Raw genomic sequence first — 17,910 nt, forward strand, 5'->3', positions numbered from 1 at the left:
GCAAAGGCGCAACGCGCCGTGCCCACCATCCCTCCAAGAATTCGAAAGAAGCGGTGGGCACGCTTCGCTTTGCCCACCCTACGGCAGCTCGTCTTGAGGCACCGCCGCCTTACTGCTTCTTCACCAGGCTCCACTTCGTGATCACGGCCTCGCTCATCTGGCCGGGATCGCTGGCGCAGGCGACCTCGTCGACCTTGACCGAGATCTCCTTGCCGACGAACGATTTCAGCTGCGTGGCCTGCGCGTCGCTGGAGGTGACGAGCTGGAACGTCTCAGGTCCCGTCTCGAGATTGCACAGCCCGTTCGGCGCCGGCAGGCGGCGCGGCTCGGAGGTGATCTGGTACATCGCAACACGCTTGCCGGCATTCTTGACGTCGCGCACCTTCATCGCGTTCAGCTCACCCGAGAGCACGTCGCCGGTGTTGATCGGCTTGCCGGGCTTGGGGGCCGGCGGCGCCGCATCGTCCTGCTGCGCGGAGATGGCCGGCGTCACCAGCATCATCGTCGCGGCCAAAGCCAAGCGTGTGGCGAAAAGTTTCGTCATGTCGTCCGTTCCGTGAAGTCTGCAGGATGGCTAGAACAAGGTCCGCTGCCGCATGGCGGCCGATAGCGTACCTTCGTCGAGATAATCAAGCTCGCCACCGACCGGCACACCATGCGCGAGTCGGGTTACTTTTACGTTGGCGTCCTGAAGCAGGTCGGTGATGTAATGCGCCGTGGTCTGGCCGTCCACCGTCGCATTCAGCGCCAGAATGATTTCGTGGACTTCCGGTGCATGGGCGCGCGCCACCAGCGCGTCGATGGTGAGGTCCTGCGGGCCGACGCCGTCGAGCGGCGACAATGTCGCGCCCAGCACATGATAGCGCCCCTGGGTCGCATTGGCCCGCTCCAGCGCCCAGAGGTCGGCGACGTCGGCGACGACGACGATGATCGCGGGATCGCGCTTCGGATCGGTGCAGACCGTGCAGGGATTTTGCGTGTCGATGTTGCCGCAGGTCTTGCAGACCTGGACCTTGTCCAGCGCGACCTGCAGGGCGGACGACAGCGGCATCATCAGCGCTTCGCGCTTCTTGATCAGATGCAACGCCGCGCGCCGCGCGGAGCGCGGACCAAGGCCCGGCAGCCGCGCGAGAAGCTGGACCAGCCGCTCGATCTCGGGACCTGCAACCGCGCCCATGTTACTGGCCGAACAGCCCCGGCGGCAGGCCGAGCCCGCCGGTGAGCGACTGCATCTTGTCCTGCACCGCCGTTTCCGCCTTGCGGCGGGCATCGCCGAGCGCGGTGACGAGCAGGTCTTCCAGCACCTCGCGCTCCTCCGGCTTCATCAGCGAGGGATCGATCTTGATGCCCTTGACGTCCATCTTGGCGGTCATGCGCACGGTGACGAGACCACCGCCGGAGATGCCTTCAACCTCCACATTGGCGAGCTGCTCCTGCATCTCCTGCATCTTGGATTGCAGTTGCGCCGCCTGCTTCATCATGCCGAGAAAATCAGCCATAGGTCGCGTGTCCCTTGAAAAGGTCGGCTCAGAGATCGTCGTCGGCGTCGGAACCTTCGACAGGATCGTCACTGCCATAGTCCGCATTAATATTGGATTCCGGCGCCTCGGGGGCAAGCCTGCGGACCTCGACGACCTTCGCACCGGGGAAGCGCGACAGCACCTCCTGCACGCGCGGGTCGGCTTCGGCGGTACGCGCATGCTCCTGCTTGGCGGCATGGTTCAGCGAGCGCAGCGTCGGCTGACCCTGCTCGTTGGAGACGATCACGGTCCAGCGCCGGCCGGTCCACAGCTCGAATTTTTTCGCGAGCTCCGAGATCATGGTCTTGGAGGCGTTCGGCTCGAGCGCGACCTCGAGCCGGCCCTCCTCGAAACGGACGAGGCGCATGTCACCCTCGAGCGCGCCCTTGGTCATGAGGTCGCGCTTCTGGCCGGCGACCGCCACGAGCTGGGTGAAGCTGGTGATGCGCAGCTGGGGCGCCGCGCCCTGCGGATCCGGCGCGGGTGCCGCCATCTGCGGACGGGCCCCGCCGGCGAACGCGGTCGGCGACGATGTCGGCATACGAACGGGCGCGGCTGACGCAACCGGCGTCGCCGAGGCCATCGGTGCGGCCGGCGCACTGCTGCGCGCAGCACCGCCGCCGTTCACGACCGGCGAGCCGCCGCCGTTCTGCTCCAGCATCCTGATCGCTTCGTCCGGCGTCGGCAGATCGGCGACATAGGCGATGCGCACCAGCACCATCTCGGCGGCCGCCGCCGGGCGCGTCGCGGCCTGCACCTCGGCAATGCCCTTGAGCAGCATCTGCCACATCCGCGACAGCACCCGCATCGAGATTTTCGAGGCGAAATCCTTCGCGCGCACGCGCTCGGTCTCGCCATAGGCGACGTTGTCGGCGGTCGCCGGAACGATCTTCACGCGGGTGACGAAATTGACGAATTCGGCGAGGTCGGAGAGCACCACGATCGGATCGGCGCCGACATCGTACTGGTCGCGGAACTCCTTGAACGCGGCGGCGATGTCGCCGCGCGCCAGCGAATCGAAGAGGTCGATGACGCGGGTGCGGTCGGCAAGGCCCAGCATCTGCCTGACGGCATCCGCCTTCACCTGCCCCGCCGCATGCGCGATCGCCTGGTCGAGCAGCGACAGAGAGTCGCGCACCGAGCCTTCCGCGGCGCGCGCGATGATGCCGAGTGCCTCCGGCTCGATCTCGACGCCCTCCTTGGCCGCGATGTTGGCAAGATGCTTCATCAGCACATCGGCCTCGACGCGGCGGAGATCAAAACGCTGGCAGCGCGACAGCACCGTGACGGGAACCTTGCGAATCTCCGTCGTCGCGAACACGAACTTGGCGTGCTCCGGCGGTTCCTCCAGCGTCTTCAGGAAGGCGTTGAACGCCGCCGTCGACAGCATGTGGACTTCGTCGATGATGTAGACCTTGTAGCGGGCGCTGGCCGGCGCATAGCGCACGCTGTCGTTGATCTGGCGGACGTCGTCGACGCCGGTGTGCGAGGCCGCGTCCATCTCCAGCACGTCCATGTGCCGGCTTTCCATGATCGCCTGGCAATGCACGCCGAGGGTCGGCATGTGGATGGTCGGGCCCTGCACCGAGCCGTCCGGCATCTCGTAGTTGAGCGCACGGGCCAGGATGCGCGCAGTGGTGGTCTTGCCGACACCGCGGACGCCGGTGAGGATCCAGGCCTGCGGAATGCGGCCGGTCTCGAACGCATTGGAGACGGTGCGGACCACGGCCTCCTGGCCGATCAGGTCGTCGAAGCTGGAAGGACGGTATTTCCGCGCCAGAACCCGGTAAGGCGCGTTGCCGGCCGGGCCGGCGCTGTCAGGGTTGGGAGGGGCGCCAGCGTCGGTCATCGGTCGATCCGCAATGAAATCTCTCTCGGCCGGCTTTTGCGGAAAGGAGCGCGCTGGCGGGGGGCCCGCCGGCGCAATTCGCTCGGAAAAACAGGTAGGAGACTGACGAGCGACCCGATCCGGACCTCGTTAGGGCTGCTTCCTTCCGGACCTGACCCGGTTGGCGAGTGGCTCGTCCACCGCCAATCTCCCGGTCCCTATTTGGGGCCAAAGGAAGCGGAAAGCAAGCGGGTATCGGCGCGAACGGATCGAGTTTGCCCAGCATCCGGGCAATCCCGGTCCTGCCCAGCCGATAGGCTGTGCTTTCGCTGCGGGGGCCACCTTGCTAAGAACGCTCCCGGAACTCCATCCAACCAGAAAAGCGATTGATCCCAATGGTTACACGTCGTGATGTTGCATCGATTGTCGGACTTGGCGCGGTGACCGCGGCCGCGCTGGCCGCGCCAGCCGTGGCCCAGACCGCCGATCCGAACGAATCGACCTTCGCCCGCATCCGCCGGACCAAGAAGATGCGGATCGGCGCCGTCGGCGGCGGCGCGCCCTATTACATGAAGGACCTCGCCACGGGCCAGTGGAAGGGTTTCTACATCGATATTGCCAAAGGCCTCGCCGACGACATGGAGGCTGAGCTCGAGATCACCGAGACCACCTGGGGCAATTCGGTGCTCGACCTGCAGTCCAACAAGATCGACATCTTCTTCGGCCTCAACCCGACCCCGAAGCGCGCGCTGGTGGTCGACTTCTCCGTGCCGGTCTTCAACAACGCCTTCGGCATCCTCTGCAAGAAGGACTTCAAGCCGAAGAGCTGGGCCGAGCTGAACTCGCCCGACATCAAGATCGCCGTCGACCAGGGCTCCTCGCACGACCAGGTCGTCAGCCGCCTGACGCCGAAGGCGCAGATCTCGCGCCTGAAGACCGCCGACGATGCCACCGCCGCGCTGCAGACCGGCCGCGTCGACGCGCAGTGCCTGATCACCATGCTGTCGCTCACCGTGCTGAAGAAGAATCCCTCGCTCGGCCAGTTCGTGCTGCCGACGCCGATCTTCGCGACGACGTCGAACGCCGGCTTCCGCCGCGAGAACGACAAGACGTTCCGCGACTTCGTCAACACCTGGATCGACTTCAACAAGGGCCTCGGCTTCATCCGCAACGCGATCATCACGAATATGGAGCTGGTGGGCGTGACCGAGGCGGACATTCCGCCGGGCGTGTCGCTGTAAGTTATCCGTTTGGGGCAAGTGCGAGCCGCGCACACCGCTCCTCTCCCTCTCCCGCTTGCGGGAGAGGGCTGGGGTGAGGGTGTCTCCGCTGGCAAGACTCCCCCAGAGGAGAGAGCCCTCACCCGCATCGCATCTCCGATGCGATGCGACCTCTCCCGCAAGCGGGAGAGGTGAAGCAAGAAAGCACGCATGTATCAGTGGGACTTCGGCATCCTCTGGAGCTATCGCTGGCTCTTTCTCAACGGGCTCGGCGTCACCGTCGGCTTCACCGTGGTCATCGTGGTGCTCGGGCTCGTCTTCGGCCTGTTCGGCGCGTTCGGCAGCCTGTCGCGCTTCAGGGCGCTGCGGCTGACTGCGCTCGCCTTCATCGAGGCGTTTCGCTGCACGCCGATCCTGGTGCAGCTGATCTGGTTCTATTACGCGCTGCCGATCCTCGCCGGCGTCGAGATGACGCCGATCACCGCCTCGGCGCTGGCGCTCTCGCTCTATGGCGGCTCATTCTATTCGGAGATCATCCGCGGCGGCATCATCTCGATCGACAAGGGCCAGTCGGAAGCAGGCGCCGCGCTCGGCATGACACCCAGCCAGAGCATGCGTCGCATCGTGCTGCCGCAGGCGATCAAGCGCATGATCCCGGCGCTGATGAACCAGTCGATCATCCAGTTCAAGAACACCTCGCTGGTCTCGGTGCTGGCGGTGCCTGATCTGGTCTATCAGAGCCAGGTCGCGGCCCATGACAGCTACCGGCCGCTGGAAACCTACACCGCGGTTGCGGTGGCCTATGCGGCGATCCTGATCCCGCTCACCATCATCGTCCGCCGCGGCGAGAAGCGACTGGCGGTCAGCGAATGAGCGACACAACGAAGATCGAGATCCGGGCCTTGCGCAAGAGCTTCGGCAGCAACGAGGTCCTGAAGAACATCAATCTCGACGTTGCCAAGGGCGGCGTCGTCGCGCTGATCGGGCCGTCAGGCTCGGGCAAGTCGACGCTGCTCCGCTGCATCAACCTGCTGGTCGTGCCCGACGGCGGCAGCGTCCGCGTCGGTGATACGCGTTTTGCCTTCGGTGAAGGCACCAGACTCCCCGACGTGAAGGCGCTGGCAAAATTCCGCGCCACCACCGGCATGGTGTTCCAGCACTTCAATCTGTTCCCGCACATGACGACGCTTCAGAACGTGATGGAGGGTCCGGTCACGGTGCGCCGCATGGCGAAGGCGGACGCCGAGAAGCTCGCCCGCGCACAACTAGCAAAAGTGGGCCTTGCCGAGAAAGCCGACCAATATCCGGCAACGCTCTCCGGCGGACAGAAGCAGCGCGTCGCGATCGCACGCGCGCTCGCGATGGAGCCCGACGTGATGCTGTTCGACGAGGCCACCTCCGCGCTCGATCCCGAGCTCGTCGGCGAGGTGCTGAACGTGATGCAGCGGCTCGCCTCCGAAGGCATGACCATGGTGATCGTGACCCATGAGATTGCCTTCGCCCGCGAGGTCGCCGACCGCCTGATCTTCATGCGCGACGGCGTCGTCGTCGAGGAAGGCCCGGCGCGGCAGGTGATCGACAACCCGCAGCAAGCCGCGACGCGCGCCTTCCTCAGCCATTTCCACCGCACCGGCGCATTGCCGCCGGCCACACCAGCATCGTGATGCCAAATATCGATCGCGCCTACCTCGTCACCGGTGCCGCCAGCGGCATCGGTCGCGCCACCGCAAAGCTGCTCGCGGCGCCTGGCACCGCGCTGGTGCTGCACACGCGCTCGAACGCGGAAGGCCTCGACACCACCGCCGCGGAAGCCGAAGCCAAAGGCGCCGTTGTCGCAAAATGCCTCGGCGATCTCGCCGAGGACACGGCGGTCACCGACGCCATCGCCGCCGCGCAACGCGCCTTCGGCCGGCTCGACGGACTGGTTCTCGTCGGCGGCCATGCCCGCCGCGGCAGCGCCATCGGCACGCCCGCCGATCTGTTCCGCCAAGCGATGGACGAATCCGCGCTGGCCTTCACGCGGCTCGTTGACGCCGCGCTGCCGCTGCTGCGTGCGGGACAAGATGCGCGGATCGTCGCGGTGTCGTCCTTTGTCGCGCATGCGATCCGGCCCGAATTCGCGCCTTTTGCCGCGACCGCCGCGAGCCGCTCCGCGCTCGAGGCGCTGGTGCGCCTCACCGCGATGGAGCTGGCCAAGGACGGCATCACCGTCAACGCGGTTTCACCCGGCCTCATCATCAAGGACAAGCCGAGCGAAAGCCGGCTCTCGCCCGAGCAGATCGCCGCAACCGAAGCACTGATCCCGATGCGCCGCCGCGGGCGGCCGGAGGAAGTCGCCGAAATCATCGCCTTCCTGGCATCACCGAAGGCGTCCTACGTCACCGGCCAGGTCTGGCACGTCAATGGAGGCCTGACATGACCGAAGCAACCGTCGCACGCATCAGGCTGTTCCTGATCGAAAGCCCGATCAAGATGGCGCGCCTGCAGGGTGTCGGCAACGTCAAGGGCACCGTGAAGCGCGTGCTGATCGAGCTGACGTCCAGCGATGGTATCGTTGGCTGGGGCGAAGCGGCGCCGTGGGAGGTGTTTACCGGTACGCCCGAGGCTGCCTTCTCTGCGCTCGATATCTATCTGCGGCCGATCGTGCTCGGCAAGCCTGTGCGCCGCATCCGCGCGCTGATGGCCGAGCTCGACCGCGCGCTGGTCGGGCATGCCGAGGCCAAGGTCGGAATCGAGATGGCGCTGCTCGACATCGTCGGCAAGTCGTCGGGACTGTCGGTCGCCGATCTCCTTGGTGGCCGCGTGCGCGACACCATTCCGCTCTCCTTCTCGATCGCCGATCCGGATTTTGCCGCCGACCTCGAACGGATGCGAAAGATGGTTCCGGAGGGGAACGTCATCTACAAGGTCAAGACCGGCGTAAAACCGCATCGCGAGGACCTCGATCATCTCGAAGCGATCCGGAAAGAGTTCGGCGACAAGGTCGATCTGCGCGTCGACTACAACCAGGCGCTGGCGCCGTTCGGCGCCATCAAGATCCTGCGCGATGTTGAGCAGTTCGCGCCGACCTTCATCGAGCAGCCGGTGCCGCGCAAATATCTCGATGTGATGGCGCAGCTCACCGCAGCGCTGGAGACGCCCGTGCTCGCCGACGAAAGCTGCTTCGACCGCCGCGACATGATGGAGGTGGTGCGCCGCGAGGCGGCGGACGCCGTCTCGATCAAGCTGATGAAGGCCGGCGGCCTGTTCGAGGCGCAGGCGATCATGGCGATCGCCGACATCGCCGGCCTGCCCGGCTATGGCGGTACGCTGTGGGAAGGTGGCATTGGCCTTGCCGCCGGCACGCAGCTGATCGCGGCGACATCAGGCATCTCGCTCGGCTGCGAGTTCTACATGCCGCATCACGTGCTGACCGAGGACGTCCTGGAAGAGCGCATCGCCAACCGCGCCGGCCATGTCGTGGTGCCCGACGGCCCCGGCCTCGGCATCCGCGTCAGCGAAGCCTCCGTCCGCGCCAATGCGCGCGTGCTGGCGGAGGGGTAGGCGCCGGCGCAGCCGCAAACTCAGCCGTCGTCCCGGCGAAGGCCGGGACCCATACCGCGTGATCTGTCGACAGGCGCAGGTGATCGTACCGCGGGTAGACTCGTCACTACAACCTTTCGTCAAACTTCTTCCTGTGGTTATGGGTCCCGGCCTTCGCCGGGACGACGACCGTGTATGCAGCCAGAGCGGGGCCCAATCCTTCCCCTCGCCAACTCCCTATCGTATGGTCGCTTCAAACACGCCCGTTCCCCGTCGGGCCACCCGGAAACGCATATGCCCGAACCCGCCTGGTCGCTGCACTCCCGCCTGAAAGAGGACACCATCGACATCGGCGATCTGCCGCTGTCCAAGGTGCTGGTCATCAAGGACGCGCATTACCCTTGGCTGCTGCTGGTGCCGCGGCGGGTGGATGCGGTCGAGATCATCGATCTCGACGAGGTGCAGCAAGCGCAGCTGATGACTGAGATCTCCCGCGTCTCGCGCGCGCTGAAGGAGATCACCAAATGCGACAAGCTCAATGTCGCAGCGCTCGGCAACCTCGTGCCGCAGCTGCACGTCCACATCATCGCGCGGCGGACCAGTGACGCGGCCTGGCCGCGACCGGTGTGGGGCGTGATGCCGCCTCTCGCACACGATGCGACCGAGGTTCAGAATTTCATCAGCGCGCTTCGCCGAAAAATCTGGTTGGGTTGAAAGAAAAACAATGTCCGCATTCGACGCATTTCCACTGGGCCAGCCGGCCTTCGTCACCAACGTCCTCGACCGCGCCGCGCATCTGCGCCGCGACGACGAAAAGCTGTTCGCGCTGGAGCAGAAATCGTCATCCCGCGCCTATGTCGTGTACCGCGACTCGCTGCTGGTGAAGCGCGAGGGCGACAACGTGCGCGCGCTGCTCTCGATCGACGAGGCGCTGAAATGCGGCGCCAATCCCGGCACGATTTTCCTCGGTCTGCGCGATGGCGCCGCGATGTTCGGCATGGGCCTGGCGCAGGCCGCGGCCGAGAAGCTGGTCGGGCGCGAGGACTATACCGTCACCGAGCTGCGCGGCATGGCGATGCAGGGCACGATCCCGCCCGACGAGCTGTCGGCGATCGCGATGGCGAAGTCGATGGTCGGCTGGCATCAGCGCCACGGCTATTGCGCCAATTGCGGCGCCCGCAGCGGAATGAAGGAAGGCGGCTGGAAGCGCGAGTGCCCGGCTTGCAAGGCCGAGCACTTTCCGCGCACCGATCCGGTCGTGATCATGCACGTGGCATCCGGCGAAAAGTGCCTGCTGGGCCGCCAGAAGCAGTTTCCGCCGGGCATGTATTCGTGCCTTGCCGGCTTCGTCGAGGCCGCCGAGACCATCGAGGACGCGGTGCGCCGCGAGATCTTCGAAGAATCCGGCATTCGCTGCACCGACGTGCAGTATTACATGACCCAGCCCTGGCCTTATCCGTCGTCGCTGATGATCGGCTGCAGCGCGCGGGCCGTGAGCGAGGACATCGTCGTCGACCATTCCGAGCTCGAGGATGCACGCTGGTTCACGCGCGAGGAGGCGGCCCTGATGCTGAAACGTACGCATCCCGACGGATTCGCCGGCCCGCATCCGTTCGCGATTGCCCATCATCTGCTCGGCCGCTGGGTGCACGACAAGAGCTGACCGCCGATGGCGCCATCTGTGCTCGCGCCGCGCATCCTCTGCATCGGCATTCCCGTGCGCGACCTCACCTTCCGGGTCGAGGCCGTGCCCGCGCGCGGCAGCAAGGCCAATGCCACGCATCTCGCGGAGATCTGCGGCGGCAATGCGCTCAACGCCGCCATCGCGATGGCGCGACTTGGCGGCCGCGTTTCGTTTGCGGGGCCGATGGGCGATGCGCGGGAAAGGTCGAGCGATTTCATTCTGGCGCGGATGGCGCATGAGGGCATCGACACTGCGCATATCGTGCGCATGCCGGGCCTGAGCACGCCTGTCTCCGCCATCATGATCGAGCCCTCCGGCGAGCGGACGCTCACGATCTTTCGCGATTCCGCGCTCTGGGGCATGAAGCTGCCCGACACCGACGAACTGCTGGCCGATTGCCAGGCCGTCCTGATCGAGAGCCGCTGCGGCGCCTTTTGCATTGATCTCTGCATCGAGTCCCGCCGGCGCGGCATTCCCGTCATCGTCGGCGTCGACCGCGCGATGTCGTTGCAGGACGAGCTGCTCACCGCGGCCTCGCACCTGCTATTCGCCAGCGAGCAGGTGCAGGAGACGGCCGGCATCGCCGATGACGGCGAGGCGTTGAAGCGCCTGGCAAGCCTGACGGCGGCCTTCCTCGCCGCCACCCGCGGCCCGCAGGGCACGATCTGGCTCGACGAGGCGGGCGCGCTTGAGGAGACCCCGGCCTTCCCGGTCGAGGCGGTCGATACGCTCGGCGCCGGCGACGTCTTCCATGGCGCATTCGCGTTTTGCCTCGCCGAGGGTAAGGGGGTGCGGGAGGCGCTGCGATTCGCCGCGGCTGCCGCAGCGCTGAAATGCACCCGCCATGGCGGCGGCCTGGCGGCCCCGCAACGCATTGAAGTTGAAGGGTTTTTACGCAGCCAACCCTAGAGCGATTCCACTGAAGCGCCAAGATTATGGCTTGCTGTGGAAAGATTTTCTCTATATCAGGGAAATCAGCCCCTGAAATGGAACAAAGTTCTTCAAATGACTGATGCCGCTGTCCAGATCCCCGAGACCAGCCGCCGCCTCGACGCCATCGACCGCAAGATCCTGATGGTACTCCAGGAAGATGCCTCCCTGTCCGTCGCCGAGATCGGCGACCGCGTCGGGCTGTCCTCGACCCCCTGCTGGAAGCGTATCCAGCGCCTGGAGGCCGATGGCGTGATCCTGAAGCGGGTCGCCCTGGTCGACCAGAACAAGATCGGTCTCGGCATCTCCGTGTTCGTGTCGGTGGAAAGCTCCGACCATTCCGATGCCTGGCTCAAGAAATTCGCCGAGGCCGTCAGCGCCATGCCCGAGGTGATGGAGTTCTACCGCATGGCCGGCGACGTCGATTACATGCTGCGCGTCGTGGTCGCGGACATGCAGGCCTATGACATCTTCTACAAGAAGCTGATCAGCGCCGTGCCGCTGAAGAACGTCACCTCGCGCTTCGCGATGGAGAAGATCAAGTCGGTCACCGCGCTGCCGATCCCGGCGGTAGTGGCTGCCTAGGGCTTTTCAGACTTTCGCCGCGCCGATGCTGTCATCGTCCGCGAAGGCGGACGATCCAGTATTCCAGAGACGGCAATCGTATACGGATAGGCCGCCGCGTACTGGATGCCCCGCATTCGCGGGGCATGACGGCGGCGTGCGCGGCGACCTCCAGTCGTCCTGTAAGGGCGCCCCTCAAATCGTCTGATTGTACTCGCCGACTTCGGGATGCGTGCGCAGCACGCTGTTCACCATCTCGAACATGTCGTGCATGCGTTGCTCGGAGACCGGGCTTTCGACCACGACGACGAGCTCGGGCTTGTTGGAGGAGGCGCGCACCAGGCCCCAGCTGCCGTCCTCGACCGTAACGCGCACGCCGTTGACGGTGACGAGATCGCGGATCGACTGGCCGCCGATCTTCGCGCCCTTGGCCTGCAGGCCTTCAAAATGCTTCACGACCTTGTCGATGACGCCGTACTTGGTCTCGTCAGCGCAATGCGGCGACATGGTCGGCGACGACCAAGTCTTGGGCAGCGCGTCCTTCAGATCGGCCATCGACTTGCCGGGCGCACGATCGAGCATGTCGCAGATCGCGATCGCCGACACCAGGCCGTCGTCATAGCCGCGGCCATAGGGCTTGTTGAAGAAGAAGTGGCCGGACTTCTCGAAGCCCGCGAGCGCGCCCGTCTCGTTGGTGCGGCGCTTCATGTAGGAATGGCCGGTCTTCCAATAGGCGGTCTTGGCGCCCTGCTTCTGCAGCACGGGATCGGTGATGAAGAGGCCAGTCGACTTCACGTCGACGATGAACTGCGCGTCCTTGTGGATCGCCGACATGTCGCGCGCCAGCATCACGCCGACCTTGTCGGCGAAGATCTCCTCGCCGGTGTTGTCGACGACGCCGCAGCGGTCTCCGTCGCCGTCGAAGCCGAGGCCGACATCGGCCTTGTGATGCAGCACCGCGTCGCGGATCGCGTGCAGCATCTCCATGTCTTCCGGATTCGGATTGTATTTCGGGAAGGTGTGATCGAGCTCGGTGTCGAGCGGGATCACCTCGCAGCCGATCGCCTCCAGCACCTGCGGCGCGAATGCGCCGGCGGTGCCGTTGCCGCAGGCCGCGACGACCTTGAGCTTGCGCTTAAGCTTCGGACGATTGGTGAGATCGGCGATGTAGCGCGCCGGATAATTCTCGTGGAACTGGTAGGCGCCGCCCGCCTTGTTCTTGAATTCGGCGTTGAGCACGATCTCCTTCAGCCGCGTCATCTCGTCGGGGCCGAAGGTGAGCGGGCGGTTGGCGCCCATCTTCACGCCGGTCCAGCCATTGTCGTTGTGCGAGGCCGTGACCATGGCGACGCAGGGCACGTCGAGATCGAATTGCGCGAAATAGGCCATCGGCGTCACCGCGAGGCCGATGTCACGCACCTTGCAGCCCGCCGCCATCAGGCCGGAGATCAGCGCATATTTGATCGAGGCCGAATAGCCGCGGAAATCATGACCGGTGACGATCTCTTGGCTGACGCCGAGCTCGGCGATCAGCGCGCCCAGGCCCATGCCGAGCGCCTGCACACCCATCAGGTTGATTTCCTTCTGGAACAACCAGCGCGCGTCGTATTCGCGAAAACCGGTGGGCTTCACCATCGGCTCGGATTCGAAGGCGTAGGTGTTGGGCAGCAAAACGGGTTTCGGCTTGGGAAACATTGAGACAGTCTCGTGAAAAGGGCAGGAATTGATGCAGCCTTAGCGAATGCCGGGCCGCAGCGGAAGGCGGGAATGAAGGCTTATGGCCGATAATTGCGGCAGTTTGGTAACGGGGGCACGCGATCTTGCGCGCGACTTCCGCCCGTTCCGTTCAAAAAATTCGTGCGAACGCCCGTTCGTCAGCTCGCTAGGGAGCGCATGACGCGGCTTACTGCTCCAGCACCATCTGCCCGTTGGCGTATTCAAAGCGCTTGAGGCGGGACAGGAAGGAGAGGCCGAGCAGGTTTTCCGACAGCGCCTCGTCGGGCAGCACCATGGCGTCGACATCGCGCACGATGAGGCCGCCGACATCGAGCATGGCGATGCGGGTGCGCGCGGCCTTGATGGTGCCGTTGGCGGTGGAGACGGTGGCGTTGTATTCGCTGCGCGAGGGACGGAGGCCAAAGCGGGCGGCCGAGGTCTCGTTCAGCGCGACGACGGAGGCGCCGGTGTCGACCATGAAGCCGATGCGCTGGCCGTCGATCCGGCCTTCGGTCTGGAAGTGTCCACGGCCGTCGCGGGAAATGGCGAGGCTGCGGCCTCCCGCCGGCGCTGCGGCGGCAACAGCCACCGTCGTGCGCGGCACTGACGTGGCGGAGGCGGAGCTCACTCTGTCGGCCATCTGCGCCATGAAAGTGCCGAGGCCGATCATGATGGCCGCGAAGATCATAATGTTACGCATCACACCACTTCCGAGCCGGAACGCTCGATTTCACCACGCAACCCGTTCGCCCGCGAGCGGAGCCCCGGCCAGAACCTCGCCATTTTGGCGAAAAGGATGAGCGGACGGTTAATGCGGCGACTTAAACCTCTCCCCGCCTGCGGGGAGAGGTCGGATCGCCCCGGCGATGCGAAGCATCGGCCGGCGCGATCCGGGTGAGGGGGTACAGGCCCATCGATAGAGATCAGTTCGCAGAGACAGCCCCTCACCCCGACCCTCTCCCCGCAAGCGCGGGGCGAGGGAGAAGACACATCACGTCCCGCGCGGCTTTGCCCGGCGGGTCGGCAGTGCGCTCGCGGGATCGTCCGGCCAAGGGTGGCGCGGATAGCGGCCGCGCAGATCGGAGCGCACGGCGGCGTAGCTGCCGCGCCAGAAGCCGGGAAGGTCGCGCGTCACCTGCACCGGGCGCTGTGCCGGCGACAGCAATTCCAGCACCAGCGGCACCTTGCCGGCCGCGATCGACGGATGGGTGTTGAGACCGAACAATTCCTGCAGACGCACCGCGATGGTCGGCCCCTGCTCGGCCTCGTAGTCGATCGCGAACACGCTTCCCGTCGGCGCCTCGAAATGGGTCGGCGCCTCGCGGTCGAGCCGCGCGCGCATTTCCCACGGCAGCAGCGCCATCAGCGCATCGGAGAGATCGCCGGCGGAAATGTCCTTGAGCGCGATCTTGTCGTAGAGCGCCGGCACCAGCCAATCGTCGCGCCGCGCGATCAGGCCGTCGTCGGACAGATCCGGCCAGCTGTCGCCCTCGGCCTTGCGCAGGAACATCACGCGGTCGCGCCATTGTTTGGCGGCTTTCGACCAGGGCAGCCGATCGAGGCCCGCAGCGATCAGCCCGTCGGCGAAGATGCGCGCGGTGTCCTCCGAGGGCGACACGGCGAGCGTGGCCTCGGACAGCGTGATCGCATGCAGCGCACGCTTGCGCCGTGCGCGTAGCGCCATCGCGCCGCGGTCGAAGGAGATCTCGTCGACGCCCTCGATATGCTCGGCGAAGTGACGCTCGATCTCGTCCTGCGATATCTGCGCCGCGAGCAGAATGCGGCCGCTTGCGGCCGTTCCCGTCATCTCGCCGATCGCGATATAGGGCGCGCGGGCGAGCGAGGAGGTCTGTTCCACGGCGGCGCCGCGGCCGTTGGCGAGCACAAAACTGCCATTGCCGCGATTGCGCGCGACGCGGTCCGGGAAGGCATAGGCCAGCATCAGGCCGGTGGAGAGGTCGTCCTGCTGTCCCGCCTTCTCCGACGCTGCCACCTGCGAGGCCCAGCGTCGCGCCAGATCGCGAGCGCTCGAAGCACGCGGGGAGCGGTCGCGGCGAAACTGGTCGCGCCGGTGCTCGAGGTCGACACTGTCGCCCCCGAGCCCGCGCTCGGTGATGATGGCCGCGATCTCGGCAGCGGCCTCGCCCTCGCCGGCGCGATGCGAATCCACGATCATGCGTGCCAGGCGCGGCGGCAGCGCCAGCGCGCGCAGGCTCTTGCCCTCGGCGGTGATACGGCCGTCGGCATCGAGCGCGTTGAGCTCGGAGAGCAGGCTTTTTGCCTCCTTCCAGGCCGGCTGCGGCGGCGGATCGAGGAACGACAGCGCGGCGGGATCAGTGACGCCCCATTGCGCGAGATCGAGCACCAGCGACGACAGGTCGGCGCTTAAAATTTCCGGCTGAGTGTAGGGCGCGAGCGAGGCCGTCTGCGGCTCGTCCCAGAGCCGGTAGCAGACGCCGGGCTCGGTGCGGCCGGCACGGCCGCGGCGCTGGTCCACCGCCGCGCGCGCGGCGCGCACAGTCTCAAGCCGCGTCAGGCCGATATCGGGCTCATAGCGTGGCACGCGGGCAAGCCCGGAATCGACCACGATGCGCACGCCTTCGATGGTGAGCGAGGTCTCCGCAATCGAGGTCGCCAGCACCACTTTTCGCGTGCCCTTCGGCGCCGGCGCGATGGCGCGGTCCTGCACGGCGGCATCGAGCGCGCCGAACAGCGGCACGATCTCGATGCTGGCGTCCTGCACGCGCTCGGAAAGGAAATTCTGGGTGCGGCGGATCTCGGCGGCGCCTGGCAGGAACGCCAGCACCGAGCCGCTGTCGGCACGGAGCGCGGAGGCAATGGCATCGGCCATCTGTCGCTCGATCGGCGCATCCGCCTTGCGGCCGAGATAGCGCGTCTCGACCGGAAAGGCACGGCCCTCGCTCTCGACGACGGGGGCATCGCCGAGCAGCTTGGCAACGCGCGCGCCGTCGAGCGTGGCCGACATCACGAGGATACGGAGATCCTCGCGCAGGCCGGTTTGCGCATCGCGCGCCAGCGCGAGGCCCATGTCGGCGTCGAGGGAGCGTTCGTGGAATTCGTCGAACAGGATCGCGGCAACGCCTGACAGTTCGGGATCGTCGAGGATCTGGCGGGTGAAGATGCCCTCGGTCACGACCTCGATGCGCGTTGCGCGCGAGATCTTCGAGCCGAAGCGGACGCGGTAGCCGACGGTCTCCCCGGCGCGCTCGCCCAGCGATTTGGCCATGCGGTCGGCGCTGGCGCGCGCGGCGATGCGGCGAGGCTCCAGCACGATGATCTTCTTGCCTTTGGCCCAGGGCGCATCGAGCAACGCCAGCGGCACGCGCGTGGTCTTGCCGGCACCGGGAGGCGCTACCAGCACGGCGGCATTGTGCTGATCCAGCGTGCGCGACAAGTCGTCGAGCACGGCATCGATCGGGAGGGGCGTGTCGAAGCTACGGGGCAAAAGTCTCGATCCGTCATCGTCCGCGCCTTGTGCGCAACTGCGCACTGGGCGGACGATCCAGTCAATTAGATCCCGGCCATTCCAAAGATCTGTGTGTACTGGATACCCCGCCTTCGCGGGGTATGACAATCGTGTGTAACGATCAGCCCTGCGCCGACGGGCGTCCGACGCTCTCATAGGTGAAGCCGGCCGCGCGCATGTCCTCGGGGCTGTAGATGTTGCGGAGGTCGACGACGACGGGCTGTGCCATCACGCTCTTCAGCCGGTCGAGATCGAGGCCGCGGAACTGCACCCATTCGGTGACGACCACCAGCGCATCGGCGCCTTGCGCGCAGGAATAGGCGTCCTCGCAATAGGTGATGTTGGGCAGCTCACCCTTCGCCTGCTCCATGCCGACGGGATCGAACGCCTTCACCTTCGCGCCCATGTCGATGAGGCCGGTGACGAGCGGGATCGACGGCGCATCGCGCATGTCGTCGGTGTCGGGCTTGAAGGTGAGGCCGAGCACGGCGATGGTCTTGCCGCGCAAGGAGCCGCCGAGCGCCTGGCTTACTTTCCGCGCCATCGCGCGCTTGCGGTTCTCGTTGACCGCCAGCACGGACTCGACGATGCGCAAGGATACGTCATAGTCCTGCGCGATCTTGATCAGCGCCTTGGTGTCCTTCGGGAAGCACGAGCCGCCGAAGCCGGGGCCGGCATGCAGGAACTTGGTGCCGATGCGGTTGTCGAGGCCAATGCCGCGCGCGACCTCCTGCACGTTGGCGCCGACCTTCTCCGAGAGGTCCGCGATCTCGTTGATGAAGGTGATCTTGGTCGCGAGGAAGGCGTTGGCGGCGTATTTGATCATCTCGGCGGTGCGGCGCGCGGTGAACATCAGCGGCGCCTGGTTCAGCGACAGCGGGCGATAGATGTCGCCCATCACCTTGCGGCCGCGCTCGTCCGAGGTGCCGACGACGACGCGATCGGGGAATTTGAAGTCGCGGATCGCCGCGCCCTCGCGCAGGAATTCGGGGTTGGAGGCGACGACGACGTCCGCCTTTGGATTGGTCTCGCGGATGATGCGCTCGACCTCGTCGCCGGTGCCGACAGGCACGGTCGACTTGGTCACGACCACGGTGAAGCCTTGAAGCGACTGCGCGATCTCTTTCGCGGCGGCGTAGACGTAGGACAGGTCGGCGTGACCGTCGCCGCGGCGCGACGGCGTGCCGACCGCGATGAACACGGCGTCCGCATCGGCGACCGGCTTGGACAGGTCAGTGGTGAAGTCGAGCCGCTTCGCCTTCACATTCGCTGCGACCAGCTCGTCGAGACCGGGCTCGTAGATCGGAATCTCGCCGCGGTGCAGGGCCGCAATCTTCTTCTCGTCCTTGTCGACGCAGGTGACGTCGTGACCGAAATCCGCAAAGCAGGCTCCGGACACCAGTCCCACATAGCCCGTTCCGATCATCGCGATTCGCATG

Annotated in this window: 17 protein-coding genes and 1 other RNA gene; 9 read left to right on the top strand and 9 right to left on the bottom strand. The window is 66.0% G+C overall.

Annotation, left to right across the window (positions count from 1 at the left end; translation table 11 throughout):
- Positions 1–109: 109 nt before the first annotated feature.
- The 5 genes from IQ16_RS25390 to ffs form a co-directional block, all read right to left on the bottom strand.
- Positions 110–544 (bottom strand): hypothetical protein, encoded by a 435-nt coding sequence (locus IQ16_RS25390; protein ID WP_018643445.1) that lies wholly within the window; start codon positions 542–544, stop codon positions 110–112.
- 30 nt (positions 545–574) lie between these two features.
- Complete coding sequence (recR, locus tag IQ16_RS25395; RefSeq protein ID WP_018643446.1) at positions 575–1,177, bottom strand: recombination mediator RecR; 603 nt, start codon at positions 1,175–1,177, stop codon at positions 575–577.
- 1 nt (position 1,178) lies between these two features.
- Positions 1,179–1,499 (bottom strand): YbaB/EbfC family nucleoid-associated protein, encoded by a 321-nt coding sequence (locus IQ16_RS25400; RefSeq protein ID WP_018643447.1) that lies wholly within the window; start codon positions 1,497–1,499, stop codon positions 1,179–1,181.
- A gap of 28 nt (positions 1,500–1,527) precedes the next feature.
- On the bottom strand, positions 1,528–3,369 hold the full coding sequence (locus tag IQ16_RS25405; protein WP_018643448.1) for a DNA polymerase III subunit gamma/tau: 1,842 nt from the start codon (positions 3,367–3,369) through the stop codon (positions 1,528–1,530).
- A gap of 94 nt (positions 3,370–3,463) precedes the next feature.
- Positions 3,464–3,560: signal recognition particle sRNA small type (gene ffs / locus IQ16_RS25410), an RNA gene on the bottom strand.
- A 183-nt stretch (positions 3,561–3,743) separates the two neighbouring features.
- Between ffs and IQ16_RS25415 the strand changes: the two genes are divergently transcribed.
- The 9 genes from IQ16_RS25415 (at position 3,744) to IQ16_RS25455 (ending at position 11,289) form a co-directional block, all read left to right on the top strand.
- Positions 3,744–4,589, top strand: coding sequence for a transporter substrate-binding domain-containing protein (locus IQ16_RS25415; protein ID WP_018643449.1), 846 nt, complete (start codon positions 3,744–3,746; stop codon positions 4,587–4,589).
- Between the two features lie 189 nt (positions 4,590–4,778).
- Positions 4,779–5,441, top strand: coding sequence for an amino acid ABC transporter permease (locus tag IQ16_RS25420; RefSeq protein ID WP_018643450.1), 663 nt, complete (start codon positions 4,779–4,781; stop codon positions 5,439–5,441).
- On the top strand, positions 5,438–6,232 hold the full coding sequence (locus IQ16_RS25425; protein ID WP_018643451.1) for an amino acid ABC transporter ATP-binding protein: 795 nt from the start codon (positions 5,438–5,440) through the stop codon (positions 6,230–6,232). Before IQ16_RS25420 ends, IQ16_RS25425 begins: the two co-directional genes overlap by 4 nt.
- Positions 6,232–6,987, top strand: a complete 756-nt coding sequence (locus IQ16_RS25430) for an SDR family NAD(P)-dependent oxidoreductase (protein ID WP_018643452.1) — start codon at positions 6,232–6,234, stop codon at positions 6,985–6,987. The genes IQ16_RS25425 and IQ16_RS25430 overlap by 1 nt, the downstream gene beginning before the upstream one ends.
- Positions 6,984–8,111, top strand: a complete 1,128-nt coding sequence (locus IQ16_RS25435) for a muconate cycloisomerase family protein (RefSeq protein WP_018643453.1) — start codon at positions 6,984–6,986, stop codon at positions 8,109–8,111. Before IQ16_RS25430 ends, IQ16_RS25435 begins: the two co-directional genes overlap by 4 nt.
- A 273-nt stretch (positions 8,112–8,384) precedes the next feature.
- Entirely contained in the window at positions 8,385–8,804 is a 420-nt protein-coding gene (locus IQ16_RS25440) for an HIT domain-containing protein (RefSeq protein ID WP_026312062.1), read from the top strand.
- A 10-nt stretch (positions 8,805–8,814) separates the two neighbouring features.
- A complete protein-coding gene (nudC, locus tag IQ16_RS25445; RefSeq protein ID WP_018643455.1) occupies positions 8,815–9,753 on the top strand; it encodes an NAD(+) diphosphatase in 939 nt (312 codons plus the stop codon).
- 6 nt (positions 9,754–9,759) lie between these two features.
- Positions 9,760–10,683 carry a sugar kinase gene (locus IQ16_RS25450; protein WP_018643456.1) on the top strand — a complete coding sequence of 308 codons (924 nt, stop codon included), beginning with the start codon at positions 9,760–9,762 and terminating at the stop codon, positions 10,681–10,683.
- A 96-nt stretch (positions 10,684–10,779) separates the two neighbouring features.
- Positions 10,780–11,289: an Lrp/AsnC family transcriptional regulator gene (locus IQ16_RS25455; RefSeq protein WP_018643457.1), complete on the top strand. Its 510-nt coding sequence runs from the start codon at positions 10,780–10,782 to the stop codon at positions 11,287–11,289.
- 174 nt (positions 11,290–11,463) lie between these two features.
- Here IQ16_RS25455 and IQ16_RS25460 read toward each other — a convergent pair whose 3' ends face one another.
- The 4 genes from IQ16_RS25460 to IQ16_RS25480 form a co-directional block, all read right to left on the bottom strand.
- On the bottom strand, positions 11,464–12,963 hold the full coding sequence (locus IQ16_RS25460) for a phosphomannomutase/phosphoglucomutase (RefSeq protein WP_018643458.1): 1,500 nt from the start codon (positions 12,961–12,963) through the stop codon (positions 11,464–11,466).
- Between the two features lie 208 nt (positions 12,964–13,171).
- Entirely contained in the window at positions 13,172–13,684 is a 513-nt protein-coding gene (locus tag IQ16_RS25465) for a TIGR02281 family clan AA aspartic protease (protein ID WP_026312063.1), read from the bottom strand.
- 291 nt (positions 13,685–13,975) lie between these two features.
- A complete protein-coding gene (gene hrpB, locus IQ16_RS25475; protein WP_018643460.1) occupies positions 13,976–16,450 on the bottom strand; it encodes an ATP-dependent helicase HrpB in 2,475 nt (824 codons plus the stop codon).
- 142 nt (positions 16,451–16,592) lie between these two features.
- On the bottom strand, positions 16,593–17,909 hold the full coding sequence (locus tag IQ16_RS25480) for a UDP-glucose dehydrogenase family protein (RefSeq protein ID WP_145831810.1): 1,317 nt from the start codon (positions 17,907–17,909) through the stop codon (positions 16,593–16,595).
- Position 17,910: the final 1 nt, after the last annotated feature.

It is taken from the genome of Bradyrhizobium huanghuaihaiense (assembly GCF_007830635.1).
Taxonomy (GTDB): Bacteria; Pseudomonadota; Alphaproteobacteria; order Rhizobiales; family Xanthobacteraceae; genus Bradyrhizobium; species Bradyrhizobium huanghuaihaiense.

What these genes read in the sequence shown, in the direction of transcription:
- IQ16_RS25390 (WP_018643445.1), bottom strand. Translation starts at nt 544, where the DNA reads ATGACGAAACTTTTCGCCACACGCTTGGCTTTGGCCGCGACGATGATG.
- recR (WP_018643446.1), bottom strand. Translation starts at nt 1,177, where the DNA reads ATGGGCGCGGTTGCAGGTCCCGAGATCGAGCGGCTGGTCCAGCTTCTC.
- IQ16_RS25400 (WP_018643447.1), bottom strand. Translation starts at nt 1,499, where the DNA reads ATGGCTGATTTTCTCGGCATGATGAAGCAGGCGGCGCAACTGCAATCC.
- IQ16_RS25405 (WP_018643448.1), bottom strand. Translation starts at nt 3,369, where the DNA reads ATGACCGACGCTGGCGCCCCTCCCAACCCTGACAGCGCCGGCCCGGCC.
- IQ16_RS25415 (WP_018643449.1), top strand. Translation starts at nt 3,744, where the DNA reads ATGGTTACACGTCGTGATGTTGCATCGATTGTCGGACTTGGCGCGGTG.
- IQ16_RS25420 (WP_018643450.1), top strand. Translation starts at nt 4,779, where the DNA reads ATGTATCAGTGGGACTTCGGCATCCTCTGGAGCTATCGCTGGCTCTTT.
- IQ16_RS25425 (WP_018643451.1), top strand. Translation starts at nt 5,438, where the DNA reads ATGAGCGACACAACGAAGATCGAGATCCGGGCCTTGCGCAAGAGCTTC.
- IQ16_RS25430 (WP_018643452.1), top strand. Translation starts at nt 6,232, where the DNA reads ATGCCAAATATCGATCGCGCCTACCTCGTCACCGGTGCCGCCAGCGGC.
- IQ16_RS25435 (WP_018643453.1), top strand. Translation starts at nt 6,984, where the DNA reads ATGACCGAAGCAACCGTCGCACGCATCAGGCTGTTCCTGATCGAAAGC.
- IQ16_RS25440 (WP_026312062.1), top strand. Translation starts at nt 8,385, where the DNA reads ATGCCCGAACCCGCCTGGTCGCTGCACTCCCGCCTGAAAGAGGACACC.
- nudC (WP_018643455.1), top strand. Translation starts at nt 8,815, where the DNA reads ATGTCCGCATTCGACGCATTTCCACTGGGCCAGCCGGCCTTCGTCACC.
- IQ16_RS25450 (WP_018643456.1), top strand. Translation starts at nt 9,760, where the DNA reads ATGGCGCCATCTGTGCTCGCGCCGCGCATCCTCTGCATCGGCATTCCC.
- IQ16_RS25455 (WP_018643457.1), top strand. Translation starts at nt 10,780, where the DNA reads ATGACTGATGCCGCTGTCCAGATCCCCGAGACCAGCCGCCGCCTCGAC.
- IQ16_RS25460 (WP_018643458.1), bottom strand. Translation starts at nt 12,963, where the DNA reads ATGTTTCCCAAGCCGAAACCCGTTTTGCTGCCCAACACCTACGCCTTC.
- IQ16_RS25465 (WP_026312063.1), bottom strand. Translation starts at nt 13,684, where the DNA reads ATGCGTAACATTATGATCTTCGCGGCCATCATGATCGGCCTCGGCACT.
- IQ16_RS25480 (WP_145831810.1), bottom strand. Translation starts at nt 17,909, where the DNA reads ATGCGAATCGCGATGATCGGAACGGGCTATGTGGGACTGGTGTCCGGA.